We start from the raw sequence: 24,472 nt of genomic DNA on the forward strand, positions 1-24,472 counted from the left end.
AACTTGGAGTCGGGCATGACCAGAGATCTAAACTTACTGCGGCTTATTTTGGTGCTCAATGAAACTCGCCAAACGGTAAGCGCAGCAAAAGCCTTAAACGTAAGTCAGCCGACGATCAGTGTCATGCTTCGTAAGCTCAGAGAACAATTTGATGATGAATTGTTTGTTAGAGATAAAGCAAGGCTTGAACCCACCCCAAAATGCTTGAAGCTCATCGAAACCTTGCCTCTGTTATTAGAGCAGCTAGATAACCTTTACATACCCAATGATGAGTGGGGCTTGGAAGATTTAAGAGGGGAGGTTCAAATCATGTTGCCTTCTCCATTGTTGATTCCAGTGGGTGTGCCATTAATCAAAAAGCTCACCAAAGAAGCACCGCAAGTCACTTTCCAATGTTCACCTTGGTTAGGCAATGGCGTCCAGTCTCTAGAGACCAATCGCATGTGCTGGGGAGTGAGTTATCTTCCTATGGAAGTCAATAAAACGCTGACTGAGCGGCCTGTTGGCTTTGATAAGTTTATGCTGGTGCTAAGGGCTGATCACCCAGTTCAAGGCAATGCCCTTGAAGATATTCTGAAGTACCCGCTCTGTATCAATATGATCCCTGGTTACATTCAGCCATCAAAGACTGAAATGTTAATCAAAAAATACGACCTAGATAAACACATCGGGCTCAGAAGCAACAATATGAATTTGATGCTAGAGATCGTTAAGGACAGCGACTTCATCTATGTGACATCGTCGAAATGTCGTTATTTACTTGATGATTCTTATCGCTGTATCGATTTACCGCCGGAACTGTTGAAAGACACGTATCGTCGAGAATTGGCACTGTTTACTCATCAAGCAAACCGCAATAACCCGTTCACCGATTGGCTGCAGAAAGAAATCACATCGATCATTCAGTCTTAGCTTCACGGCATTATTTCCTCTAAATAACGCCCTTTTCTAACAAGCCACTATTAAGAATCGTAATAGTGGCTATCAAGCTATTTTTAGCGTCTTTCTTATACCATTTATTTCAACAACGGTTCGCTGAGATAGACACAATTTCCCATGTGACTTCAGCGATTTACTCATAGTCAATGAGGGTTATAAATGTATAAGTCTTTTGTTAAATCCGCTCTGGCGCTCTCTGTGCTGGCGAGCGTTAATGTACATGCAGCGAGCCAACCCAATGTGGTTGCCATCATGCTCGATGATGTGAGCCCAACCGATCTCTCAGCCTACCACCGTGGCTTAGGGGCGGTGGATACGCCGAACATTGACCGAATTGCTGATCGCGGCATGATGATCAGTGATTACTATGCACAAGGCAGCTCGACTGCAGGGCGCTCTGCCTTTATCACGGGGCAATATCCATTCCGAACGGGCTTAACGTCTGTTGGCCAGCCGGGCTCATCCATTGGCCTTCAAAAAGAAGATCCAACCCTAGCTGAAATGTTGAAGGACAAAGGCTATGCGACTGTCCACGTCGGTAAAAGTCACTTAGGCGACAATAATAGCCACCTTCCAACAGTGCACGGCTTTGATGAATTCTTCGGTTTCCTTTATCACCTTAACGTGATGGAAATGCCAGAACAGCCAGAATTTCCTAAAGACCCTAACTTCAGAAGTCGTCCTCGTAATGTGCTTCACACCGTGGCAACTGAGACGGCGGATATGAAAGAAGATCCAAGGTTTGGTGTTGTCGGTAAACAGACCATTGAAGACAAAGGCACGCTCGGTGCGAAGCGTATGCAGACAATCGATGGTGAGTTCTTAGACTTTGCCATGAACTGGCTTGATAAGCATGAAGCTGAGAAAGACGAACAACCTTACTTCATGTGGTACAACCCAACGCGTATGCACCAAAAAACACACGTGCGTCCTGAGTATCAAGGCGCGAGCCAAATCAACACCTACTACGATGGCTTGATCGAACTTGATGACCAGATCGGTGTGCTGCTCGACAAGCTTGAAGACTTGGGCGAAATTGACAACACCATCATTCTCTTTACGTCTGACAATGGCGTAAACCTAGATCACTGGCCGGACTCTGGCTCTGCCTCATTCAGAGGACAAAAGGGTACGACTTGGGATGGCGGATTCCGTGTACCAATGCTGGTTAGCTGGCCAGATAAAATTCCTCAAGGTGAATACACCGATGGCTTCATGACATCTGAAGACTGGGTACCAACCATCATGGCTGCTGTGGGTGACACCGAGCTTAAGCAAGACCTGCTGAAGGGTAAAGAGCTTAATGGTCAACAGTACCAAGCTCACCTTGATGGCTACAACCAACTGGATATGTTGACCAAAGGCGAGCCAAGCCAGCGTCATGAATTCTTCTTCTACAACGAACAAGACCTGAATGCGTTCCGTGTTGATGATTGGAAAGTGCACCTAAAAACCAAAACGGAGTGGATTGCGCCTCCTGAAGAGTGGCCACTAGGGATGCTCATCAACATCAAGGCTGATCCTTACGAGCGTAGCCCTGATACCCGTGGTTGGTTCCTATGGATGAAAGAGAAATCTTGGGTATTACCAAAGCTGCAAAAAGCGGCGGCGGAGTATCAAAAATCTCTAAAAGCGTTTCCACCAAGACAAAAAGCCGGTGGTATAGGTATGGCAGACAAGTCAGTCGCTACTGACTAATGCCAAATACGACTAATACAAGGTGTGCTGTAACAAGCGCACCTTACATATTGCTTTTAGTTGGGACATTAAATGATGAAAAAAAACATACTTACGGCAGCACTGGTTTGTGCTTTCATGGTTGCACTTCCGTCTACGGTACTAGCTAGCCAATCCGTGGACGCGACGAGCTCAGCTATTGGGATCAAGACGGAAACTCTACCCGTTGAGATGGCGAGTTTAGCGTCGCTCAAAAAGGATAATCAGCTATTGGCACAACTTGCCTACGAGTACGCGTACTCGATAGATGAAGCCTACAAATACTTTTACAAAACCGTTGTTGAGCAAGACTACCCATTGAATCGATTCCAAAATATTCGAATACTTGCTGACGACACTTACACTGCACATCCTACGATTAACAATGACACATTACACTTGATGGGTTGGATGGATCTTGGCGCTGAGCCTGTGATCATCACCATCCCAGATCACGATGACAATCGATACTGGCTTTTCCACACTATGAACATGCAACACTTCACCGACTCTGCATTTGGTTCACCGCAACGCGGCACAAAAGGCGGCAGTTTCATGTATGCGGTTGAAGGATGGAAAGGTGAAGTTCCTGCAAGTGTCGACCAAGTCATTTATGTTGAGCACCCTCTGGTCAAGATGATGGGTCGAATCATGGATCTTGGCGGTGACGATTCTGCAACTGCTCAAAAGTTAATGGATCAATGGAATATTAGGACGTTGTCGGAATACTTAGGTCAGAAAGGTCCAGATCCCGTTGTTCGCGAATATCCTGATCCTGAAGACTCTAATTGGGTCGAGCGAACCAATTTTATCTTGTCTGAAGGAACGATGAAGGTCCATGATCAAAAGCTTCTTGAGCAATTTAAGCAACTTGGTTTAGGTGTCTCTGATTTAGGCAAAGTCAGTAATCCATTTACGGCAGAGCAGCTTCGTATGATCGAGTCTGGCCAAAAAGAGGGGCTAGAACGAATCATTAATGCGGGCTTTGATGATTCACGTGACGTACTAGGTACTCGTGATGAAATGACAAAGGTTCCAAGCTTTCAACACGCCTACGGTACGTTAATGGGTCAATGGGGGCTGCCTGCGAAGCACACTATGTATAGCGGTGACTTCTTTGATAGTGAAGGTGGTGCGCTCGATGGCGGAAAATATGATTACACGGTGACCTTCGATGCGCCACCGCTAGAGGAGGGTGGTTTTTGGTCATACACTGCCTACAGTGGTGAAACTCGATTGATGGAGCAAAATGACTTAAATCGTCATTCTCGTGGAGACAGAACGTTAACGCCCAATGCTGATGGGAGTTACACCATTTACATGAGTAGTGATGTAAAAGGGCATGAAGATGAGCCTAACTTTTTACCTATCCCCGATCACCAATGGTATTCAGTGTTACGCATGTACACGCCCGGTGAAGAGGTAAGAACAGATAAATGGAAATCGACTCCATTTACTAAGGTCAAAAAATCCACGATAAAGTGATGACTTAAACTGCCTGTTTAAGGTTTTGTTTATAATCGATTAATGCCAGCTGCTATGCCGCTGGCATTTTTTATTGAACGAAACTTGCTTCGAAATAGGCGTTAAATGCTCAGAAGTGTCGGATAAAATAGGGCATACTGGACGCAATATATAGACCAAGAAAGTAACCACGCGCATGAATCCAATTTGCCTCAACGACCCTTTTTCTCTTCCTAATGGCCAAGTGATCAAAAATCGCCTGTTCAAATCGGCAATGAGTGAACAGCTAGGTGATAAACACCATAATCCTAAGCAAGGTTTAGTCACGCTTTACCAGCGTTGGGCTCAAGGAGGAATTGGCCTATCCATGACGGGCAACGTGATGGTCGATAGAGGCGCACTTGGTGAACCTAAAAACGTTGTGTTGGATGAACACAGTGACTTAACCGTATTTCGTGAGTGGGCGAGTGCCGGAACACAGAATGACTCTCAGATATGGATGCAACTGAATCATCCTGGTAAGCAAATTCCTAAGTTCTTATGCGATAGCCCGGTTGCTCCTTCGGCTATCTCTTTAGAGCGTGGATTAGAAAAAGGCTTTAATACGCCACGAGCTCTGACTGAGAAGGAAATAATCGCAATCATTGATAAATTCGCGCTGAGTGCAAAGCTTTCAAAACAAGCGGGTTTTACTGGTGTGCAGATCCACGGTGCTCATGGTTATCTTGTAAGTCAGTTTTTATCTTCGAGGCACAATCAACGCCAAGACAAATGGGGTGGATCACTTGAAAACAGACTTCGTTTTGTACTTGAGGTTTATCGCGCGATTCGAAAAGAGGTCGGTGACGATTTCCCTGTCGGGATTAAGCTCAACAGTGCTGACTTCATGAAAGGTGGCTTCACTGAAGAAGAGTCGATGCAGGTTGTGCAAACACTGAGTGATAACGGTATCGACCTGATTGAGATCTCCGGTGGCACCTATGAAAGCCCATCAATGATGGGGTCGAAAAGCAAAACTGAACCAATCAAGACCAGCACCGTAAAACGTGAAGCGTATTTTATGGATTACATGGTTAAGGCGAGAAAGCTTGTGAGCACGCCGCTGGTGGTCACGGGTGGCTTTCGAACTGCGCAAGCAATGAATGAAGCCTTAAACACTTCGGCAACCGATTTTATTGGTATTGCGCGAACAATGGCGGTTGATCCTGATTTCCCCAACAAGTTAATTGAAAACCCTAGCCACGGCATGCCGCTAACTGTGCCAACTACAGGTAAACCAGCATTAGACAAGATGGCGATGGTTGGGCTGGTTTGGTATGAACATCAGATGTGGCGTATCGCCTCTGGCAAAAATGCCGACCCAAAATTAAGCGCATTAAGCGTGGTATTAAAAACAATTTTCAGCGCTGGCTGGCACGCTTTCAAAAAGCGCAGAGCGTAAGCCGTAACGAACTAAAAAGCAGAACTTTGAGGCCCTAATCTAACGACAACATAAACATTGGTTATAGTGCCCATAAGTGGAAAATCAGAATAGACCAACTAGGATGAATTGAATTAAACCCCACAAATAATTCAACAACATGGTAGTTGCTATGAAGAAAATAACCCTTTTGTCCTTTGCGATTTTATCTAGTCTCTCGTTCTCATCTTTTGCTAAAGATTGTGACCCCAATTTGCTGCCCTCTTGGAAAGATAGCGAGAGCAAATCCGCTATCGTCGACTTTGTTGGGCAAGCCACCAAAGCGCAATCTGATACGTTCGTAGCGGTTCAAGATCGCATTGCCGTATTTGATAACGACGGTACGCTTTGGTCGGAAAAGCCTTACTACTTCCAATTGGCATTTGCGTTGGACCGTGTAAAAGAGATGGCGCCAGAGCACCCGGAATGGAAAACAGAAGCACCGTTTAAGTTTGTGCTTGAAGATGATATTGAGAGCGTTTTGGGCAGCGGTGAAGAAGGGTTATTGAAAATCATCATGGCGACACATTCTGGTATGACTGTTGAACAATACCAGCAAGACGTTGAGCAATGGCTAGCGGCAGCAAAAGACGAGCGCTTCAATAAAGCCTACACAGACCTTACTTATCAGCCAATGAAAGAGATGCTGACCTACCTGCAAGAGAATGACTTTAAGACTTACATTGTGTCGGGCGGAGGCGTTGATTTCATGAGAGCGTGGGCTCCGCAAGCTTACAACATTCCTACAGAACAGATCATCGGCAGCGCGCTTAAATACAAGTACAGCTACAACGATGGCAAACCGACTGTTACCAAAGATTCGTCCATTTTGACCATTGATGACAAAGCCGGAAAGGTCACCAATATTCAACACATTATCGGTAAGAAGCCGATTTTAGCGGTCGGTAACTCAGACGGTGACCAAGCTATGATGCAATGGGCAACGAGCCAACCCAACTCAATGGCGATGATTGTTCATCACACTGATGCTGAGCGCGAGTGGCAGTACGATCGTGAGTCTCACGTTGGCAAGCTTGATAAAGCGCTAGATGAGGCGAATTCCAGAGAGGATTGGACACTGATAGACATGAAATCAGATTGGTGCGAGGTGTACTAACGCCTAGCTTACCCTTAGTCAAAACAACAAAAGCTCGGATTTTTATTCGAGCTTTTTTGCGAAATAGCGAAGGCTTCGTCTCATTTTAAGCAAGAACGTACTATAAATTTTCAACGCATGGCGCTTTAATCGGGATAGTCAGAAATTGAAGGAATAGAAAAATGAAAACGATCGGATTGCTTGGTGGCATGAGTTGGGAGTCGACAGTGAGTTACTACAAGTCCATCAACGAGGGCGTTAAAGCGACCCTTGGTGGGCTCAATTCTGCAAAGGTTTGTATGTACAGCGTGAACTTCGATGAGATAGAAAAGCTTCAACATCAAGGTCGTTGGGCGGAGACTGCAGATATCTTATCGGACGCGGCTTTGTCGGTAGAGAAGGGCGGCGCTGATTTCATTCTGATTTGTACCAATACCATGCATAAGGTCGTTCCTGAGATCGAAGAGAAGATCACGATTCCTATCTTGCACATCGCTGATACCACAGCGCAGAAGCTGCTTGAACAGGGAGTGAAGAAAGTCGGATTACTCGGCACGGCTTTCACGATGGAACAAAATTTCTATAAAGGACGCCTGACTAACAAATTCGGTATCGATGTTGTAATCCCGGATGAGGATGACCGAGAGAAAGTGCACAACATCATTTACCAAGAGTTGTGTCGAGGCCAAGTAAAAGAAGCCTCTCGAGATGTATATCGTCAAATTATTGATAAGTTAACTCACCAAGGTGCAGAGGCTGTGATTCTGGGATGCACTGAAATCGCCCTGCTGATTCAGCAACAACACACTGATGTTCCCCTGTTTGATACCACAGCCATTCATGCAGAAGCGGCAGTGCGTTTGGCAACGAGTGACTAGCTTATAGCGACTCATTTTTTAAATCCTCGTCATGGCTCCACAGCTGTTCTTCTTTTACTTTGTGCGATTTTGATTCAGTTGAGTGAAAGTTTTTTGCACGAAGACAGGTCGTTAATTAATGAAGCGGTGCCTTTTTCATTAACCAAGGCTTTATCGGCAGGTAAGGTTTTAGTTAATGGCTGAGGTGTCTGCGCCTTTAAATACTATGCTTTAGTCATGACAAAAAGAGGATTTATTATGAAATGGCTTATCTTATCTGTAACGCTATTATTCTTGGCAGGATGCCAGTCGACAGGGTCTCAAGAAGCACAAGTCGGTGACGACATGAACCGAGTTCATACTCAAGGGTGTAGTAGTTAACTCAACCTTGCCTGTGAGTATTTAATCGAGCTCTGTAGTTTTACAGAGCTTTTTTATTGCTTAAATGGTGATTGGATTTGATGTTCATGTGCTTGTGAATATTAGGTTGGTTGTTTTATGTTCTATGCTGTGTACTGGATCTTATTTGTTATTTGACTCCCTTGCTAAGGTTAATAATGAATGCGTAATACCAATCACTTTACTCAACTTAAGAGGTTTCTATGCTAGGTGAAAATCACTCTCTTGTTCACGAATTTCCGGAAATGAAAGATAAAATTGCTGAGCTTGTTAAAACTGACGATGGCTTTGCAGCAGACATGAAGACGTACGACAACCTTGATAAAGAGATTCGTAAGCTTGAGTTGAAAGATTCACCCATTGATGACGGCTCGATGCACCAACTGAAACATGATCGTTCTGTACTGAAAGATGCACTGCACGCTCGTTTAACGGGCTAGTGAGCTGGTAATTTTGCTGATTAGCTTAATGGCGATTTACAGATTTAGACGATAAAAACTCCTTCGGGAGTTTTTTTCGTTTCTGCGTTCCAGTCTCTATCTCAACGCATAAGAATATTTGGATACAATAAACCGTAGATATAGGCAAACTCAATTAGCACTAAGGTTTTGTTAATAGGGTGGATATAAAAAAAGCTTAGCGCGGGGGACGCTAAGCTTGATTGTTAACTATGTTCTTGAACCATGTTTACGCTAGTTGGATTTAGCCTACTTGAGAAAAGCTAACTACTTTACTTTGTAGCTTCTCTTTCAGGTAATTTGTCACTTCTTGCTGCTCTGATTCGCTCATGTACAGGCCAAGCTTGGTTCTGCGCCACAAGATGTCTTCGTCGGTCATCGCCATCTCTTCATTGATCAAGTAATCGATTTCAACTTGATAAACGCCATGGGCTTCGCTTGAGAATTGGTTGCCAAGGTCAGCTTCGCTGTTTGCGCCTTCCAGTAGTTTCCACGTGTAAGTACCAAACTGAGTCACATAGCGAAGCAATAACGCTTCAGAGGCCCATGGGTATTTAGTGTGGATCATCTTCGCAAGTTGCTCTCTGCTGCAGCTAAAGTTACCACCTGGAAGTGTGTCGTTGGCTGTCCATGGTGCGCCCATGTTGCTTAGGTGTGGCTCAAGCTTCTTAAGTGCAGCTTCGCCTAGCTTACGGTAAGTGGTTAGTTTGCCACCGAAGATCGAAAGCAGTGGTGCTTGATCCAGCTCTGCGTCTAATTCCAACGTGTAATCACGAGTGATCGCTTGTGGTGAATCAGATTCATCGTCACAAAGTGGTCTTACGCCACTGTATGTCCAAACCACGTCTTCACGACCAAGTTGTTTCACAAAGTGTTGGTTAACGATATCAATCAAGTAATCCACTTCGACATCATCAATGGCCACTTTACGAGGGTCGCCTTTGTATTCAAGGTCGGTAGTACCGATGATCGAGAACTTATCTAGGTAAGGGATCATGAACACAATGCGATTGTCTTTGTTTTGCAGAATGTACGCTTGTGGTTCGTCGTGAATACGTGGCACAACAATGTGTGAACCTTTGATCAAACGAATATTACGAGGCGAAGCCTGCTCTAATCCATCATCGAAGAACTGCTTAACCCAAGGGCCAGCTGCGTTAACGAGCGCTTTCGCCTTACGTTCAAAGCGTTGGTTTGTCATCACATCAAGGATCGTTACGTGCCAAATACCACCTTCACGGTGGGCTTTCTCAACACGGCAGTAGTTACGTACTTCTGCGTTGTTTTCTTTTGCTGCCAACACGTTGAGCAATACCATTCGCGCATCATCAACCCAGCAATCTGAGTATTCGAAACCGGTCTTCATTTCTGGTTTCAGTAGGCCTGATTTCGCTAGGTTGACTGTCTTACTTCCAGGAAGAGTGGTGCGCTTACCCAAGTTATCGTAAAGGAATAGGCCACAGCGAATCATCCAAGCTGGGCGTAAAAATGGTCGATGAGGTAAACGGAAACGCATTGGTTGAGCAACATGAGGCGCTTTTCTTAACAAGACTTCGCGTTCAGCGAGTGCTTCCGAAACCAAACGAAATTCGTAATGTTCAAGGTAACGTAAGCCACCGTGGATTAGCTTTGAGCTAGCAGAAGACGTCGCAGACGCGAAATCATTTGCTTCGTATAAGCCAACGTTGAGACCACGACCTGCTGCATCTGCCGCGATGCCAGCACCATTGATGCCGCCGCCGATCACGATCAAGTCTAAAGTGGAAGATGTACTGTTGTTTGAATTATTTTGTTGAGCACTCATGGTTTTGACCTCTTGCTGAGCGAACGAGCATTTTAGAACATAAGTGAATCCTATCTTAACTTTCGTTTACGGTCATTTATTATTTTCGTTTATGCGCGTTTTATGTGATTTGGACATAAAAAAACCTCTGCTTATGAAAGCAGAGGTTCAAATAAATCTAATTCGAGCATAGAAGCGACACTGGTAGTGAGCAAGTTTTACTTTTTTAACTTTTCTATAAAGAATCGTGATTCGTTTAAGAAAATGGCTTCACTGAGCACTTATGTTGAGTTATTCGCTCACAGGACGAGCGGTATCGATCACTTCTAATGGTATTGCTGAATCTTTAAGGATGTTGAGAATCTCTTCCGGTGGTTGTTTATTAGTAAACACCATGTGCGCCTGGGAGATGTTACCAAGCTTAACCATCGCATTACGGCCAAACTTAGTGTGGTCGACGGCTAAGAAGATGCTGCGACTGTTTTCGATGATGGCTTGTTTCACACGAACTTCGTGGTAATCAAAATCGAGCAGTGAGCCATCAAAGTCGATGCCGCTGATGCCCAAAATACCGAAATCAAGGCGGAACTGCTTTACAAAATCGAGTGTCGCTTCGCCAACAATACCGCCATCACGGTTTCTCACTTCGCCACCCGCCAAGATAACCTTTATCTCTGGGTTCGGCAGAAGGATGCTGGCAACGTTAATGTTGTTGGTGACAACTCGTAATTGTTTGTGATTTTTATTGAGCGCACGTGCCACCGATTCTGGCGTGGTGCCGATATCAACGAACAGGGTTGCACCATCTGGGATGTGCTTAACCAGTTCGTCTGCAATCACGTCTTTTTCGTTGAAGTTAAGCGCTTTACGCGTGTTATAAGAGGTGTTTTCCGAGCTTAAAGGAATGGTTGCACCACCATGATAGCGACGAATCTTGTTGCTATCGGCCAGTTCATTGAGGTCTCGTCTGATGGTTTGTGGGCTGACATCGAACTTTTCAACGAGCTCTTCGGTGCTCACATATCCTTGTGTTTTTACCAGATCTACAATCTGCTGGTGTCTTGGTATCTGCTTCACTTAACTTACCACTCCCTGCGCGCAAAGGGCTATAGCGCGTCAAAATCGAAAATATAAACTCACGCTATTGTGCTCGAATTGATGAAAAGAGAGAAGTAATGATGGTAAGGAATCATGTCTAAACCGCAAAAACGCTGGTCAAAACGTGGAATTTGAGCCTGAAACGCAAAAAAGAGCACAAAATTGTGCTCTTTTTAGTTTCGTTTACTGAGGTTCGAGCAATCTAATTAATGAGATTGCTCGAGTTCCTAGGTCAACGATTAATGATTAACGATGAGCTGAATACTCAGTATTACTCTTCGTCGTCATCGTGCAGCTCAGACCAAACCTGTGCACACTTGATTGCACGCTTCCAGCCTTTGTAACGGCGGTTACGTTTCTCTTCGTCGTGGTGTGGCATGAAGGTGCGGTTAAGAACGGCTTTGTCTTGAAGCTCGTCAATGCTGTCCCAGAAACCAACCGCTAGGCCAGCAAGGTAAGCGGCACCCAGAGCCGTTACTTCTGTTACTTCAGGACGGTGAACTTCAGTATCCAGCACGTCTGATTGGAATTGCATTAGGAAGTTATTCGCTACTGCACCGCCATCAACACGTAGTTTCGCTAGCTTGATGCCCGAGTCCGCTTGCATTGCATCTAGTACGTCACGAGTTTGGTAAGCAATACCTTCCAGCGTTGCACGGATGATGTGGTTAGAGTTAACACCACGAGTTAGGCCGACAATCGTACCGCGAGCATAAGCATCCCAGTATGGCGCGCCTAGGCCAGTAAATGCAGGAACCACGTAAACGCCGTTTGAAGAGTCTACTTTGGTTGCGAAGTACTCAGAGTCTTCTGCGCCAGCCAGTAGTTTCATTTCATCACGTAGCCATTGGATTGATGCGCCGCCCATGAATACTGCACCTTCCAGTGCGTATGCAGGTTCGCCTTTAGGACCACATGCCAGTGTGGTTAGAAGGCCGTTTTTCGATGTGACTTTCTCTTGGCCCGTGTTCATTAGAAGGAAACAACCCGTGCCGTAAGTGTTCTTAGCTTGGCCTGCTTCTACACACATTTGACCGTAAAGTGCCGCTTGTTGGTCACCCGCAATACCCGCGATTGGAATACGAGTACCGCCTTTACCACCAAGGTTCGTTTGACCGTAAACCTCAGAAGAACGCTTCACTTCTGGCATCATTGATGACGGGATACCCATCTCATCAAGGAGCTTTTGATCCCAACATAGGTCGTTGATGTTGAACAACATAGTACGTGACGCGTTAGTGTAATCCGTAACGTGAACACGTCCTTGAGTCATCTTCCAAACCAACCAAGTATCAACCGTACCGAACAGTAGTTTGCCAGCTTCAGCGTCTTCGCGAGCGCCTTCAACGTTGTCTAGAATCCATTTTACTTTTGTACCTGAGAAATACGGGTCAAGGACTAAACCTGTATTGTCACGTACGTAGTCTTCTAGGCCACGCGCCTTAAGGTCTTCACAGATATCTGCTGTACGGCGACACTGCCATACGATTGCGTTGTAAACCGGTTTGCCAGTTTCTTTGTTCCAAACAATAGTGGTTTCACGTTGGTTAGTGATACCAATACCCGCTAGCTCGTCGCTGCGAATGCCTGCTTTAGCGAGTGCTTCAACCAATGTAGAGCTTTGAGTTGCCCAGATTTCCATTGGGTCGTGCTCAACCCAACCCGCTTTCGGGTAAATCTGAGTGAATTCTCTTTGAGAAGAGCTAACGATGTTTGCATCGTGGTCGAGGATTACAGCGCGAGAACTTGTAGTGCCTTGGTCTAGGGCAACAATGTATTTTTGCTCGGTCATGGTAAGAATCCTTTTTCTTTTGTTATTTATATTTTAGTAAATGTAGGGGCGCTTAGTGATTAAGCTTGAGCTTGTTCAGCTTCTTGTTCTGTTTCACATTGGTTTGGAATGGTGCAGCCTTGGCCTTCAACGGGTAGGTAAGCACCGATAACGCGTGGGTACAACCAACCACCAAAACATGCGCCAGCAATTGGAGCAAGGATTGGAACGATGAAGTAAGGAATATCACGAGCACCTGTTAGTGCGAAATCCCAACCAGCGAAGTAAGCGAACAGTTTTGGTCCGAAGTCACGAGCTGGATTCATTGCAAAGCCCGTCAGTGGACCTAAAGAGCCACCAATAACCGCGATAAGAACGCCGATTAGTAGAGGGTTCATCGCACCGCGAGATGCGCCGTTGTTCTCGTCGCCCAACGCTAAGATGGCAAACATTAACACTGCAGTAATCACGAATTCCACAGCAAAAGCGCCGAAGAAAGAGAGTGAAGCATGTGGGTAAGTCGAGAAGATACCAGCAGTTGATAGTGCGTCTTGGCTGCTACGAACGAAGTTGTGTGCAATTTCGTAGTCAGTAAATAGGTTGCTGTACAGGCTATAAACCAATGCCGCAGAGCAGAAAGCGCCAAGCAGTTGCGAGATGATGTAAGGCAGTACTTTTGCTTTATCAAAGCCATGGAACATTGCCAGAGCGATTGTCACAGCCGGGTTGATGTGTGCACCTGAAACGCCAGCGGTACAGTAAATTGCGATTGCAACACCGAAGCCCCAGATGATACTCACTTCCCATTGTCCGAATGTTGCACCAGTTAATACCAGTGCAGCCACACAGCCAACGCCAAAAAATATGAGCAATCCGGTGCCGATAAATTCGGCTAGGCATTGCCCAAATAAAGAAGGGTGTTTATTTGTTGTCATGTTCGAGTCCTTTTTAGTTTTGCTTATCTAGCACGTGTATTGTGCATATATTTGCGAACTCGAAAATAAACGAACATTAAAAGTGAGCGTTTGAGCATAAAATTGTTAATTAAAGTCACTTGAAATGTTAATCCGAACACTTTTGCTCGGAAAAGACGCTCGCATGAACGTCATTGTTCGGATGGATATGTTTCGAGGCCGCTAAAATTACCTGTATGTAAACGGATGCACAACTGGTACGAGGAGTTTCTGTTTAGATTTGTGATGCCACTTCGTGAGTGGTGGATAATTAGACTTAATTGGGAAGTGCTATGTGATGTTCTTACTATGTTAGAGGGGCGTTAATAAATGAGCTTATATGCATAAATGAATAAACTGCCAACTATAGTGGAGTTTGGCAGTTTAATTTGGTTGTATGTTCTCGTTCTATGCTACGAACTTTGGGCTCTAAACCAGAGCTGCCACTTTTCCTTTCGCTACCAATTGATCTCGAACCGAGTCGTATGCCCAGTTGAACGCAATCGCGTAAAGTACGAAGAAAATCACTAGGCCGATGTCCATGATCAGTACGGTTAGGAAGTCGAGTTGTAGAACCCACATCAAGACAGGTAGAGTCACTGACATCAAGCCAAGTTCAAAACCTAATCCGTGCAAGATACGTGTTTTCGTGGTTCTTTCGCTTCGGTCTGTTCCGTAAATTTTGTCGTAGCCGTAGTTGTAGACGTAGTTCCACGTCATCGCTATCAGCGACAAAGATAACGCCAAGCCTGCCATTTTTACTGTTCCGCCACCGACAATGTAAGTTGCCGCCACGGCCATCAAAATCAAAGCTGCTAATTCAAATAGCACCATGTGTAACATGCGTTCTTTATGTGACATCTTTTTACTCTCTTTATGTTTTCTAGCCTCTATGGGCCAATGACTTGCCTAGATAATATCTATTTAAGTGATAATATAAAGATAGTTAGCATCACATATGGTGATAGTAAGTGTTGGGAGATACCGAATGTACAACATAGAACAGCTGAAGATGTTTGTGTATGCCGTTGAATTAGGGTCATTTTCTGCCAGTGCTCGTGAGTTGGGCAAGGTCCAGTCGGCGGTAAGCCAAGGTATCAGTAATCTTGAAATAGATTTTAATGTTCAACTTTTTGACCGTTCGACTCGAAAGCCTTCACTAACCAAAGCGGGCGAGCAGTTATTTAAACAAGTGAAAGCAATCGTGCTGCAGGTTGAAGATCTGAATGTGACGGTTAGTGCGATGGGTAGCGGTGAAGAGGGGCTCATCAAAATTGCTTTAGATGATTCATTATTGGTCCCGAACCTATCTAAGATCCTTAGTCAGTTCAGTAAACAGTTCCCTGCGACGGAAGTCGAACTGGTTGCGTGTACCACGACAGAGGTCAATCCGTTGATTATCGAAGAGAGAGCCGACATTGGATTAATGTTTACCAATTTGGCTTTTGATGTCGGTTCTGAGCCATGCTTTATCGGCCACCTACCGTTTATTGCCGTGTGTCACCCGAGTCATTCACTCGCAAAAACAGGTGTCGCGAAACTCTCTGATTTACTCCCGCATCGTCAGCTCATGCTGAGGGGAGACAAAGGTAAGGTGATGGATCAGTTTCCACTGATTGCCGGAAAGGTATGGTGGTCAAACAGCTTTATTGTTATCAAAGAGATGGTGCTCGGCAGCGATATTGGGTGGGCATACTTACCCAAGCACCTTGTCGAAGAGGAGCTGAATAAGCAGCGTTTAGTGGAGATTAATGTCTCATTCGATCACAAAACATGGTCACCGCCCGTTGATCTTGTTCTGTCTAAAACACGCTCAAAAGGTCCTGCATTACTTTGGCTTGAACAAGCATTGAAAGGCCTATTAGACGAAACTGAATAAAGAAAAGGCTCACCGTTTTACGTGTGAGCCTTTCTGTTCAAAGTGATGCTGCTTTTTGTTAGTTCTAGTTCTAGTTCTAGTTCTAGGTGTAGACGTAGATGCTAGACGCTAGGTTTAACCGTCTGACCGTTGTAGTACTTGTCTTTCATCTTAAGCGCTACGTTCACTAGGTAAATCAGCACTGGTACTTCAATCAGTGGACCGATAACACCGGCAAACGCTTGGTCTGAGTTGATACCGAATACTGAGATAGCAACGGCAATCGCTAGCTCGAAGTTGTTACCAGTCGCTGTGAATGCAATTGATGCGTTCTTGTCGTATTCAATACCCATCTTCTTACCAATGAAGAAGCTGATGAAGAACATCGCTGTGAAGTAGATAGTCAGTGGAACCGCAATCAACAATACGTCCATTGGCAGTTCTACAATCATCTCGCCTTTTAGGCTGAACATCAGAACGATAGTTGCCAGTAGTGCAATCAGTGTGATTGGAGAGATACGTGGAATAAACACATCGTTGTACCACTGCTCGCCTTTAATCGACACAAGGATCTTACGGCTTAGGAAGCCCGCTAGGAATGGGATACCTAGGTAGATAAGTACACTGTGTGCAATGTCGATCATCGAGATATCAACCAACATGCCTTCGTAACCAAATACTGGTGGAAGAACGCTGATGAACAACCACGCCATAAAGCTGTAGCTCACCACTTGGAATGCACTGTTTAGAGCAACCAATGCCGCGCCATACTCTTTGTTACCGCCACCGATGTCGTTCCAAACCAGCACCATCGCCACACAACGAGCAAGACCAATCAGAATCACGCCGACCATGTAACCTGGGTGGTCACCCAAGAAAGTCAGTGCCAATACAAACATTAGAATTGGGCCAACAAGCCAGTTCATGATCAAAGATAGCTTGATCGCTTTCTTATCTTTTACCACGGTGCCTAGCAGGTTGTAGTTAACCTTAGCCAGAGGTGGGTACATCATTAAGATAAGGCCAATCGCAAGCGGAATGTTGGTGGTACCAACAGACATAGATTCGTTCCACTGTTCGATCTGTGGGAATAGGGTGCCAAGCAATACACCAAGACCCATGGCAATAAAGATCCACAGTGTTAAGTAGCGATCTAGAAAACCTAACTTTGGTTTCATGATATTTTCTCTTTGGTTGATATCGTCAATCGTCAATCGTCAATCGTCAATCGTCGAAAAGCGATATTGTAAAGCAAAAAATACGCTTAGTTTATTCCGTATTCGACAAACTAAGCGCGATAAATCTATTTCAAAATGGTGTCGATTAGCGTCTCAAATTGCTGAATATTATCTCGATTAATGCGGTAGCACATCTTCGGTGGTATCGATTCAGCAGTGATGAAACCTGAGGTTTTCAATATTCTTAGATGCTCTGATACAGTCGATTGAGCTAAACCTAATTCGCTAACCAAGTCGCTGTTCAAACAGCCGCCCGATTTTTCTAGCGTTGAAAGGATACTCAATATACGAACTCTTGCCGGGTGAGCGAGCGCTTTGGCTAGAGCTGCCATTTGCTTTTCAGCTTCGGTATCACCATGTCCGATTGGTAGAGCACAGCCACCAGTTGTAGAGCAAGTTTCGTTCATATTGATGTTTCGCTTTTCACAATCGTTAAAAGACGATTGATAGTAAGCCCATTTTATATAAGGGTCAATGCTCGGTGTCAATTCGGTCCGATTTTAACGGACGATTTAGTTATGGTGGTTGAACTTAGTGATGGCTCAACCAAGTAAAATGGCGTTTAATGTCGATTAAATGCCACTTTACTTTCTGGATTATGCTCTAGTTGAGCACGGTATAGCCTCGATTGATCATGCAGTTACGATTAACTTGAAACTTCTGCTGCTCAGATAGCTCGGCGGATTGTCTTTTTTGAGCGTCGTGCTTTAAAGCACCGCTGATAATACCGATGCCAGCGCCAGCTTTTGCGCCATCATGACCACTCCCGCCAGACACCGCTCCACCTAACGCACCAAGCGCAGCTCCCTTGGTGGTTGAGCCCACAATATACTTTCCAAGAGAGTCAACTTCCTCAGGCCTAACTTGCTTAGCGTACTGTTCACATTCATATATGTCTGCATGATATTGCGTTTCATCAATGCCTTTAGTATCAACAATGACTTGATTTGCAAATGCTGCACTTGATACCGTTAGTAAGATCGCAGCAAAAGGAGTGAATTTAATTTTCACACTGTATACCTCTAGAGTGTTTGTTGTGTTTTGATTATTTATAGTCTTTGATGAAATCAAGAGTATGAGCGATATAATCTTTTGAATTCAATATTTTAGATAGCCCTAGGAGCGTGTTGTAAGGTTGAGATACAGCGACCATATTGATTAACCAAGATGGGATAGATCCCCCAGGGTCACTCAATACTTGATAAGAAATATGAGTTGTTTCTTTATCTATTGGTGTGAGAACCCAGCGAGACTCGAGCTTTGCGACTCGAATCACTTTCTTGTTGTTTGGAAGGTAATTCGGTTTCCCATGTTGTTCGATTGTGACTATTAATGTGTTTGGTTCCTGGCTAATTACGTTCTCGACAATGGCTTCACGATCTGAGACAGGCCAAGGTGCTTTTGTATAGGTTTTAGTGATAGTATGAGCATCGCTAAAATGTTTGATTTCTTCCATTTCATCAATGTTCTCTACCCATTGAGTGCCTACTGAAGTATCCGTAAACAAAGCGATGATTGAAGTAAGATTGGCTTGGATATCAGCTTCTGCCCGAAACTCCTTAAAGTCGTTACCTTCAACTTTTCGATTGTAGACTTCGATGCCTTGCTTATTACGTACGAGCTTCCACTCATTGCCATCCGACGCTAACACTGAAAAAGACGTCGCAACCAGAATGAAAGTTAGAATCTTGCTGATCACGACAGTGCTCGTCCTTTCCAAGTGATTTTATTGCTCTTTGACAAGCGATAACTGTTGAGAATCAACAAACTTTGCAATGAAATCCCCAAAGGCACGGTTAGCGCATAACGAGCTGGTATAAAGAGTTCTTTGATCAAAATAAGATAAGTGACAATGGACGCGAGCAACATCAGAGCATTGATCGCTAAGGAGTAGGTATTGATTGATGAAGGATCTCCGATGAAATGGTGAGTTGATACAAGCAGCATCACCGGGGCAGCCCATGCAATGATATTCGTTTTGATGAATTCACCAAGTACTTGGAATCTTGATTGGCAATTTACAATAAGATTCATATTTTTGGAGAAGCCCGCCCAAATTGAACCAAAGTCTGAATACATATGAGTACTCATGAGCTTGTCTGCAAAAGCCCAAAACGCTTTTAGTCCGCACATCTTCATGAGTTTTGCAAAAGCGATGTCTTCGGATATCTCATTCGCTACCGCAGTATGCCCACCTACCGCATCGTATGACTTTCGTGTAAAAAGCATGGCTTGGCCGTTAGCAATGGCGTCTGCTTTTGACTTGTCGTTTGCGTTCTTGAAGTTCATGTAAGACGCGATTGAAAGAAATATGCCGGGTAAGGTGATTTTCTCAACGGTTGATGTGAATGCTTGCCTAGGGTTGAACGACAGCAAATCCGTTTTGTGTCTTGAGGCGAAATGGATAACGCTCTGTAGCATCAAGGGTTCAGACTTTGTATCAGCATCGATAAAATACAAATACTCACCCGTTGCTTGCTGTGAGCCCACCATGCAAGCATTACTTTTCCCTAGCCAATTGGGTGGTAATTTCCTTCCCGATATGCAGCGAACGTTAACACTCGATACGTCGATTAGCGTATCAACAATGGCCCTTGTCGAATCAGTAGAAAAATCATCAACCACGATGATTTCAAACCTGTCTTTTGGGTAGTTTTGCTTCATTAGCGAACTGAGGCTGGTCTCAATATTATCTTCTTCATTTCTCGCAGGGATAATAATGGACACGGTTGGCCACTTGGTTCGGTTCAACGAAATTTTAGGCGTAATGTGAACGCGATGGCGCGCTAAATTGGCAAGTGTGATTAAAAACTTGATGGTAACGATGCAAAACAAAGTCGAAGTGATAGCTAGAATCATGATTACAGTGGTCAACAAATAAAGTGATAGAGGTCTAAGGATCGTATAGCCTTGAGGGGTTTTGTTCACCTCTGGTATGTAGGACTCAATCATTCAAAGCGACATGTCGGTTAGCTCAGTTTTGCGTTTGAAGCGATTTATTAGAGCTCAGAAATAAGCATTGCATTCACTGGCTACTCTAGCGATATAATCGAACGCAGAACCGTTACAAAAGATAACGAAAATCATAATTTACATTTTAATTTTTACTTATAGGTAAGCCCTGAAATGCCACAACAGAACATCAAATTTATCGCTGCTGATATGGACGGCACTCTGCTTAATGAACACGGAAAGCTAGACCCAGAATTTTTTAATATTTATGAGCGTTTAGAAGCTCAAGACATTATTTTTGCTGCGGCATCGGGTCGTCAGTACTACAGCTTGATGGAAACCTTTGCTCCACTTAAAGATCGCATGATGTTCATTGCTGAAAACGGCACATTGGTGATGCATAAAGGGCAAGAGCTATACAGCTGCTTGCTTGATACCGATGCCATCAAAGAGATCATCAAAGAAGCTCGAGCGATTGAAGGGGCGCATGTGGTGCTATGTGGTAAGAAGTCTGCATACATTGAAACCAAAGATGAGCGTGCTCTAGCGGAGATCTCTAAGTACTACCACCGTCGTGAGCAAGTTGAAGACTTACTGGCGGTAGAAGATGAATTTATCAAGGTTGCTATCTGTCACTTCGACGGTTCACAAGAGAAAGTGAACCCAAGCATTAATACCAAGTTTGGTGAGAATTACCAAGTGGTTGTGAGTGCAAAAATCTGGCTAGATGTGATGAACGCTGAGGCATCAAAAGGCGCGGCAATCAAACATCTACAAAACACACTCGGCTTCACTTACGAGGAGACCATGAGTTTTGGTGACTACCTCAATGACTTGGAAATGCTTAAAGAGAGCTACCACTCTTATGCGATGGAAAATGCACATCCAAAGCTGAAAGAGATCGCTCGTTTTGGCGCGCCAAGTAACATCGATGCAGGTGTGTTCCAAGTGCTAGAGAAGCTGCTAGCGTAACGCGGTTAAGCTCAATCCGATTTTTATCAAAGCCAACTCGCTAACATGAGTTGGCTTTTTTGTTCGCTAATGTTTAGTTAGTTAAATTTGAACGAGTGTTCAGCTTGTTGTAGTCTAATCAAAAAGATGGGTATCCACTTCGAATTGGATACGCCTTAGCAACGATATTTGGAATGATTATGAGCAATAAACTTCAACTCGATATTATTTCTGACGTAATGTGCCCGTGGTGCGTGGTCGGTTACAAAAACTTGGATCAAGCCGTTACAGAACTTGGTTTAGAAAGTCAGATTGAACTTGAATGGCAGCCGTTTGAACTGAATCCGGATATGCCGCAAGAGGGCGAGAACCTGCGTGATCATATCATGAGAAAATATGGTTCTAGTGCAGAAGAGAGTCAAAGCTCCCGTGAACAGTTGGCTGCTCGCGGCAAAGCAGTCGGTTTCGATTTCAACTTCTATGACAGCATGAGAATGGTCAATTCACGCCACTTACATGTGTTGCTTGATTTTGCTCTCGCGCACGGTAAACAGACTGAGTTAAAGCTACGCTTCTTCACTGCGCATTTTTCAGAGCAGAAAGATCTGTCTGATCTTGAGGTTATCGCGCAAGAACTGGAAGCGGTTGGGCTCGATTCAACGAAGGCACTGAAGCGCCTAAAAAACACTGAAAACTTGAAGCAAATTGAAGCGCAAGAGTTTGAATGGCAACGCATGGGTATTTCAGCGGTGCCAACAGTGGTATTCAATCGTAAAAGTGCGGTAACAGGTGCTCAGACGGTAGAAACGTACAAGCAAATCCTTCAAGAACTTATTGCTGAATCATAAGCCGATCATTGATATCAATTAGAGTCTGAATCTCATGGAATCATTGTCACTCGCTCAGGCGCAAAAAATGGTACTGCTTTCGCAAAATCTGCCACCTAAAAAGCAACGCAATGGCGGCGCTTTGGCGAACACGCTGTCTGCGATTGAAAACCTTGGGTATGTGCAAATTGATACCATCTCTGTGATTCAACGAGCTCACCACCATACGCTGTGGAATCGTAATCAAGACTACCAGCTTGATCATCTAGATAAGCTGTTAGAGCGCCGAGAGGTGTTTGAGTTTTGGTCGCATGCCGCCGCGTATTTACCCATGCGTGATTACCGATTCAGCCTACATCGCAAGAATGGGTTTGCCAGCGGTAAGCTCAAGCATTGGTATAAAAAGGATGACGCACTGATGGCTCATGTTCTCAAGCGAATTGAGAATGAAGGGCCATTGATGGCGAAAGACTTTGAAGGGGATAAACCAAACCCCGGCGGATGGGGCGGTAAACCGGCCAAACAGGCGCTAGAGACTTTGTTTATGCAAGGTGACTTAATGGTGCCAAGCCGAGTGAACTTTCATAAGGTGTATGACCTAACCGAGCGAGTTTTACCGAGTGGTATTGATACCTCTAAACCAACGGAACAAGAGTATATCGAGCATCTGATCACTCGTTATTTAGAAGCGAACGGTGTGGGCATTGCATCGGAGATGAGCTATCTACTCAAGAACACTAAACCACTGATACAGAAGACACTCCAACAGATGCTTGAAGACAAACAAGTCATGAAGGTGGATGTTCAAGGTATTGATTATTATGTGTTGCCTAATGCATTTGAACTGCTGAGCCAGCCTCTTTCCCGAACTAAGTTAAAGATACTGTCTCCGTTCGATAATCTGTTGATTCAGCGTAAGCGAATGCAATCACTGTTTAACTTTGATTACCTTCTTGAGTGTTATGTTCCTGAAGCCAAGCGCCAGTTTGGTTACTTTAGTTTGCCGATACTGTGGCAAGGTGAGCTGGTGGCACGAATGGATTGTAAGGTTGACAGGAAGCGTGGCTTGCTCAATATTCTCAACTTGGTTGTTGAAGATCGAATCAAAAACCATGAATCATTCGTTCATGCTTTATGTGATGAGCTCAAACACTTCATGGTGTTCAACCAATGTGATGAGATGATCGTCCATAACACTACACCTTCTGATCTTGGAAAACGTTTGATGAACCATTGGCAAACAGTTTAGCAGCTTTATTGTTTAGAGAAATCTGAGTTGCTCAGTAGAGAGGCTAACAAGAACTCGACAAAGGTTCGGTTCTTCAATGACAGTTGCTTGGTTTTGCTTAGACATGCAGAGCCAGCCAGGCTGCCTACAAGCGATTGCAACCTATGATCAAAACCAAAGCGACCGAGTGATCCTGCTTGAGCAATATGAAAGCCGTGAGGCGATCAATCAGCAATTTGGTGAGAGTGTGTTTGATGATGTGCAGATCTCAGCAATAGGGCGACGAGGCCAAGATGGCAATATCTGTGAATCTTCGGCGATGATGCATTTCAACGAGCGTTTTACCGCGCAAATCCACACCGCAGAAGACCACGGCTTAAAGCATGGTTTTACGATTCTAGGTAGCAAAGGCTGCATCACGCTCGACACCAACCCATGGCTACCGACCGAAGAAAACACATTCACGGTTGAGATCTATGAGACGTCGACACGTGAAGTGAAAGTCGAAGCGCAAGGCGACGGCTTCCACTATCAAGTGCGTAATGTTCGCCAAGCAGTTGAGCGAGGTGACACACAACTTGCTGCGCCAATGGCAACTCATCAAGACTCTCGCGTAATCATGAAGTTACTGACTGATTGGGAACAAGCGGCGAGCTAAGATCTTCGTAAATTCCATATTCTTCCCATGTTTGATTGCCTCGTCAGTGATCAAGCATGAGACGTTTCCTCTAAATCTTCTCGCTAATTATCTCCCACAAATACTTTGCATTTGAAACAGCCACAGTGTCCAATGTCGGTTAAGACAATATTGACCGAAAAACCTTATTTTTTAAGGTGTTAAATAGGAAGTTTGCTTCATGCGCAAATCAGATAAGAAGATCGAAAATCAAATCAGAGACGTGTTAACGGACGTGTGTGAAGATACGTTGAAAAGCTACGATGGTTTTCTTTGGGTGACTCATACGGTCAATTTCTCTTCATTCCCGCAAAGTTTGCAAATCGTCTGCGTATTCGACACCAATCAGGATAGAACGAACTTCTTAGAGGGTGGAGGTCAGCAGGAGGTCTCTGTTGCTATCCAAAAGGCGTTTAGTCAGGTTGGGATTACATTGAAGAATATCGATAAACACGTCAGTTACGATACACAAGAAAATTGCGACCGTGACCACCAAGGGAAGTGGAACAAGAGGCTTTAAGGTGCGTTGTCATCGTTCTTGTTTAGGCAGCCTATCCAAATTGAGTTTCAATAGTGTGGTGCTCAAACTGAGATTCGATACAGCAAATCCAAGTCCTATTTTGAGTTCTAGGCTCTGATAACTTCTCATCTTCCAAACCGTATTATTCTCATTTTGAGAAAATCTGAGCTGATTTCTCGTTAGCCGGAGATACTTGGTTTCCAAATAAAATTAAAATCACAAAAACTTA

General features: G+C 44.5%; 23 protein-coding genes and 2 pseudogenes. 15 read left to right on the plus strand and 10 right to left on the minus strand.

Going from position 1 to position 24,472, the window contains the following annotated elements; translation table 11 throughout:
- The first annotated feature begins 15 nt into the window (after positions 1-15).
- The 8 genes from AC3CH3_RS19510 to AC3CH3_RS19545 all read left to right on the plus strand — a co-directional run bounded on the left by AC3CH3_RS19510 (position 16) and on the right by AC3CH3_RS19545 (position 8,370).
- Positions 16-912: a LysR family transcriptional regulator gene (locus tag AC3CH3_RS19510; protein WP_019827058.1), complete on the plus strand. Its 897-nt coding sequence runs from the start codon at positions 16-18 to the stop codon at positions 910-912.
- Between the two features lie 186 nt (positions 913-1,098).
- Positions 1,099-2,637: a sulfatase-like hydrolase/transferase gene (locus AC3CH3_RS19515; RefSeq protein ID WP_488539053.1), complete on the plus strand. Its 1,539-nt coding sequence runs from the start codon at positions 1,099-1,101 to the stop codon at positions 2,635-2,637.
- A 72-nt stretch (positions 2,638-2,709) separates the two neighbouring features.
- On the plus strand, positions 2,710-4,140 hold the full coding sequence (locus tag AC3CH3_RS19520; protein WP_488539054.1) for a DUF1254 domain-containing protein: 1,431 nt from the start codon (positions 2,710-2,712) through the stop codon (positions 4,138-4,140).
- 175 nt (positions 4,141-4,315) lie between these two features.
- On the plus strand, positions 4,316-5,560 hold the full coding sequence (locus AC3CH3_RS19525; RefSeq protein ID WP_488539055.1) for an NADH:flavin oxidoreductase/NADH oxidase family protein: 1,245 nt from the start codon (positions 4,316-4,318) through the stop codon (positions 5,558-5,560).
- 151 nt (positions 5,561-5,711) lie between these two features.
- A complete protein-coding gene (locus tag AC3CH3_RS19530) occupies positions 5,712-6,695 on the plus strand; it encodes an HAD family hydrolase (RefSeq protein WP_488539056.1) in 984 nt (327 codons plus the stop codon).
- 161 nt (positions 6,696-6,856) lie between these two features.
- A complete protein-coding gene (locus tag AC3CH3_RS19535; RefSeq protein ID WP_019827052.1) occupies positions 6,857-7,552 on the plus strand; it encodes an aspartate/glutamate racemase family protein in 696 nt (231 codons plus the stop codon).
- 237 nt (positions 7,553-7,789) lie between these two features.
- A complete protein-coding gene (locus AC3CH3_RS19540) occupies positions 7,790-7,912 on the plus strand; it encodes a hypothetical protein (RefSeq protein WP_277815630.1) in 123 nt (40 codons plus the stop codon).
- A 221-nt stretch (positions 7,913-8,133) separates the two neighbouring features.
- Positions 8,134-8,370 (plus strand): HP1242/YdcH family protein, encoded by a 237-nt coding sequence (locus AC3CH3_RS19545; RefSeq protein ID WP_017067743.1) that lies wholly within the window; start codon positions 8,134-8,136, stop codon positions 8,368-8,370.
- A 262-nt stretch (positions 8,371-8,632) separates the two neighbouring features.
- Here AC3CH3_RS19545 and glpD read toward each other — a convergent pair whose 3' ends face one another.
- From glpD to AC3CH3_RS19570, 5 genes are all read right to left on the minus strand, one after another.
- Positions 8,633-10,192: a glycerol-3-phosphate dehydrogenase gene (gene glpD, locus AC3CH3_RS19550; protein ID WP_488539057.1), complete on the minus strand. Its 1,560-nt coding sequence runs from the start codon at positions 10,190-10,192 to the stop codon at positions 8,633-8,635.
- Between the two features lie 270 nt (positions 10,193-10,462).
- Complete coding sequence (locus AC3CH3_RS19555) at positions 10,463-11,248, minus strand: DeoR/GlpR family transcriptional regulator (RefSeq protein ID WP_004732237.1); 786 nt, start codon at positions 11,246-11,248, stop codon at positions 10,463-10,465.
- Positions 11,249-11,540: 292 nt separating this feature from the next.
- Positions 11,541-13,061: a glycerol kinase GlpK gene (gene glpK / locus AC3CH3_RS19560; protein ID WP_102478795.1), complete on the minus strand. Its 1,521-nt coding sequence runs from the start codon at positions 13,059-13,061 to the stop codon at positions 11,541-11,543.
- A 59-nt stretch (positions 13,062-13,120) separates the two neighbouring features.
- Complete coding sequence (locus AC3CH3_RS19565; RefSeq protein WP_488539058.1) at positions 13,121-13,975, minus strand: MIP/aquaporin family protein; 855 nt, start codon at positions 13,973-13,975, stop codon at positions 13,121-13,123.
- A gap of 447 nt (positions 13,976-14,422) precedes the next feature.
- Complete coding sequence (locus AC3CH3_RS19570; RefSeq protein ID WP_488539059.1) at positions 14,423-14,854, minus strand: PACE efflux transporter; 432 nt, start codon at positions 14,852-14,854, stop codon at positions 14,423-14,425.
- 127 nt (positions 14,855-14,981) lie between these two features.
- Between AC3CH3_RS19570 and AC3CH3_RS19575 the strand changes: the two genes are divergently transcribed.
- Entirely contained in the window at positions 14,982-15,872 is an 891-nt protein-coding gene (locus AC3CH3_RS19575; protein ID WP_488539060.1) for a LysR family transcriptional regulator, read from the plus strand.
- A 101-nt stretch (positions 15,873-15,973) separates the two neighbouring features.
- Here AC3CH3_RS19575 and arsB read toward each other — a convergent pair whose 3' ends face one another.
- The 5 genes from arsB to AC3CH3_RS19600 form a co-directional block, all read right to left on the minus strand.
- Positions 15,974-17,029 carry an ACR3 family arsenite efflux transporter gene (arsB, locus tag AC3CH3_RS19580; RefSeq protein WP_488539061.1) on the minus strand — a complete coding sequence of 352 codons (1,056 nt, stop codon included), beginning with the start codon at positions 17,027-17,029 and terminating at the stop codon, positions 15,974-15,976.
- Between the two features lie 125 nt (positions 17,030-17,154).
- Positions 17,155-17,496, minus strand: a complete 342-nt coding sequence (locus tag AC3CH3_RS19585; RefSeq protein WP_488539062.1) for an ArsR/SmtB family transcription factor — start codon at positions 17,494-17,496, stop codon at positions 17,155-17,157.
- 196 nt (positions 17,497-17,692) lie between these two features.
- Positions 17,693-18,100, minus strand: coding sequence for a glycine zipper family protein (locus AC3CH3_RS19590; protein ID WP_488539063.1), 408 nt, complete (start codon positions 18,098-18,100; stop codon positions 17,693-17,695).
- Between the two features lie 34 nt (positions 18,101-18,134).
- Positions 18,135-18,788 carry an START domain-containing protein gene (locus tag AC3CH3_RS19595; protein WP_488539064.1) on the minus strand — a complete coding sequence of 218 codons (654 nt, stop codon included), beginning with the start codon at positions 18,786-18,788 and terminating at the stop codon, positions 18,135-18,137.
- Positions 18,785-19,948: a glycosyltransferase family 2 protein gene (locus AC3CH3_RS19600; protein WP_029405757.1), complete on the minus strand. Its 1,164-nt coding sequence runs from the start codon at positions 19,946-19,948 to the stop codon at positions 18,785-18,787. The genes AC3CH3_RS19595 and AC3CH3_RS19600 overlap by 4 nt, the downstream gene beginning before the upstream one ends.
- Positions 19,949-20,215: 267 nt before the next feature.
- Between AC3CH3_RS19600 and AC3CH3_RS19605 the strand changes: the two genes are divergently transcribed.
- The 6 genes and pseudogenes from AC3CH3_RS19605 (at position 20,216) to AC3CH3_RS19630 (ending at position 24,243) form a co-directional block, all read left to right on the plus strand.
- Positions 20,216-21,013 carry a Cof-type HAD-IIB family hydrolase gene (locus tag AC3CH3_RS19605; protein WP_488539065.1) on the plus strand — a complete coding sequence of 266 codons (798 nt, stop codon included), beginning with the start codon at positions 20,216-20,218 and terminating at the stop codon, positions 21,011-21,013.
- A gap of 179 nt (positions 21,014-21,192) precedes the next feature.
- The gene (locus AC3CH3_RS19610) at positions 21,193-21,840 is read left to right on the plus strand and encodes a DsbA family oxidoreductase (RefSeq protein ID WP_488539066.1); all 648 of its coding nucleotides are present in this window, start codon (positions 21,193-21,195) and stop codon (positions 21,838-21,840) included.
- A gap of 34 nt (positions 21,841-21,874) precedes the next feature.
- Entirely contained in the window at positions 21,875-23,068 is a 1,194-nt protein-coding gene (locus AC3CH3_RS19615) for a winged helix-turn-helix domain-containing protein (protein ID WP_488539067.1), read from the plus strand.
- Between the two features lie 88 nt (positions 23,069-23,156).
- Positions 23,157-23,285, plus strand: a pseudogene (locus AC3CH3_RS19620) (antibiotic biosynthesis monooxygenase); the annotation flags it as partial.
- A pseudogene (locus AC3CH3_RS19625) lies at positions 23,277-23,705 on the plus strand (Gfo/Idh/MocA family protein); the annotation flags it as partial. The pseudogenes AC3CH3_RS19620 and AC3CH3_RS19625, both read left to right, overlap by 9 nt.
- Positions 23,706-23,904: 199 nt before the next feature.
- Complete coding sequence (locus AC3CH3_RS19630) at positions 23,905-24,243, plus strand: Fis family transcriptional regulator (protein WP_488539068.1); 339 nt, start codon at positions 23,905-23,907, stop codon at positions 24,241-24,243.
- Positions 24,244-24,472 lie beyond the last annotated feature (229 nt).

It is taken from the genome of Vibrio sp. QJM3NY_35 (assembly GCF_057785915.1).

Coding starts and splice junctions, on each gene's coding strand:
- AC3CH3_RS19510 (WP_019827058.1), top strand. CDS start 16: ATGACCAGAGATCTAAACTTACTGCGGCTTATTTTGGTGCTCAATGAA.
- AC3CH3_RS19515 (WP_488539053.1), top strand. CDS start 1,099: ATGTATAAGTCTTTTGTTAAATCCGCTCTGGCGCTCTCTGTGCTGGCG.
- AC3CH3_RS19520 (WP_488539054.1), top strand. CDS start 2,710: ATGATGAAAAAAAACATACTTACGGCAGCACTGGTTTGTGCTTTCATG.
- AC3CH3_RS19525 (WP_488539055.1), top strand. CDS start 4,316: ATGAATCCAATTTGCCTCAACGACCCTTTTTCTCTTCCTAATGGCCAA.
- AC3CH3_RS19530 (WP_488539056.1), top strand. CDS start 5,712: ATGAAGAAAATAACCCTTTTGTCCTTTGCGATTTTATCTAGTCTCTCG.
- AC3CH3_RS19535 (WP_019827052.1), top strand. CDS start 6,857: ATGAAAACGATCGGATTGCTTGGTGGCATGAGTTGGGAGTCGACAGTG.
- AC3CH3_RS19540 (WP_277815630.1), top strand. CDS start 7,790: ATGAAATGGCTTATCTTATCTGTAACGCTATTATTCTTGGCAGGATGC.
- AC3CH3_RS19545 (WP_017067743.1), top strand. CDS start 8,134: ATGCTAGGTGAAAATCACTCTCTTGTTCACGAATTTCCGGAAATGAAA.
- glpD (WP_488539057.1), bottom strand. CDS start 10,192: ATGAGTGCTCAACAAAATAATTCAAACAACAGTACATCTTCCACTTTA.
- glpK (WP_102478795.1), bottom strand. CDS start 13,061: ATGACCGAGCAAAAATACATTGTTGCCCTAGACCAAGGCACTACAAGT.
- AC3CH3_RS19565 (WP_488539058.1), bottom strand. CDS start 13,975: ATGACAACAAATAAACACCCTTCTTTATTTGGGCAATGCCTAGCCGAA.
- AC3CH3_RS19570 (WP_488539059.1), bottom strand. CDS start 14,854: ATGTCACATAAAGAACGCATGTTACACATGGTGCTATTTGAATTAGCA.
- AC3CH3_RS19575 (WP_488539060.1), top strand. CDS start 14,982: ATGTACAACATAGAACAGCTGAAGATGTTTGTGTATGCCGTTGAATTA.
- arsB (WP_488539061.1), bottom strand. CDS start 17,029: ATGAAACCAAAGTTAGGTTTTCTAGATCGCTACTTAACACTGTGGATC.
- AC3CH3_RS19585 (WP_488539062.1), bottom strand. CDS start 17,496: ATGAACGAAACTTGCTCTACAACTGGTGGCTGTGCTCTACCAATCGGA.
- AC3CH3_RS19600 (WP_029405757.1), bottom strand. CDS start 19,948: ATGATTCTAGCTATCACTTCGACTTTGTTTTGCATCGTTACCATCAAG.
- AC3CH3_RS19605 (WP_488539065.1), top strand. CDS start 20,216: ATGCCACAACAGAACATCAAATTTATCGCTGCTGATATGGACGGCACT.
- AC3CH3_RS19610 (WP_488539066.1), top strand. CDS start 21,193: ATGAGCAATAAACTTCAACTCGATATTATTTCTGACGTAATGTGCCCG.
- AC3CH3_RS19615 (WP_488539067.1), top strand. CDS start 21,875: ATGGAATCATTGTCACTCGCTCAGGCGCAAAAAATGGTACTGCTTTCG.
- AC3CH3_RS19630 (WP_488539068.1), top strand. CDS start 23,905: ATGCGCAAATCAGATAAGAAGATCGAAAATCAAATCAGAGACGTGTTA.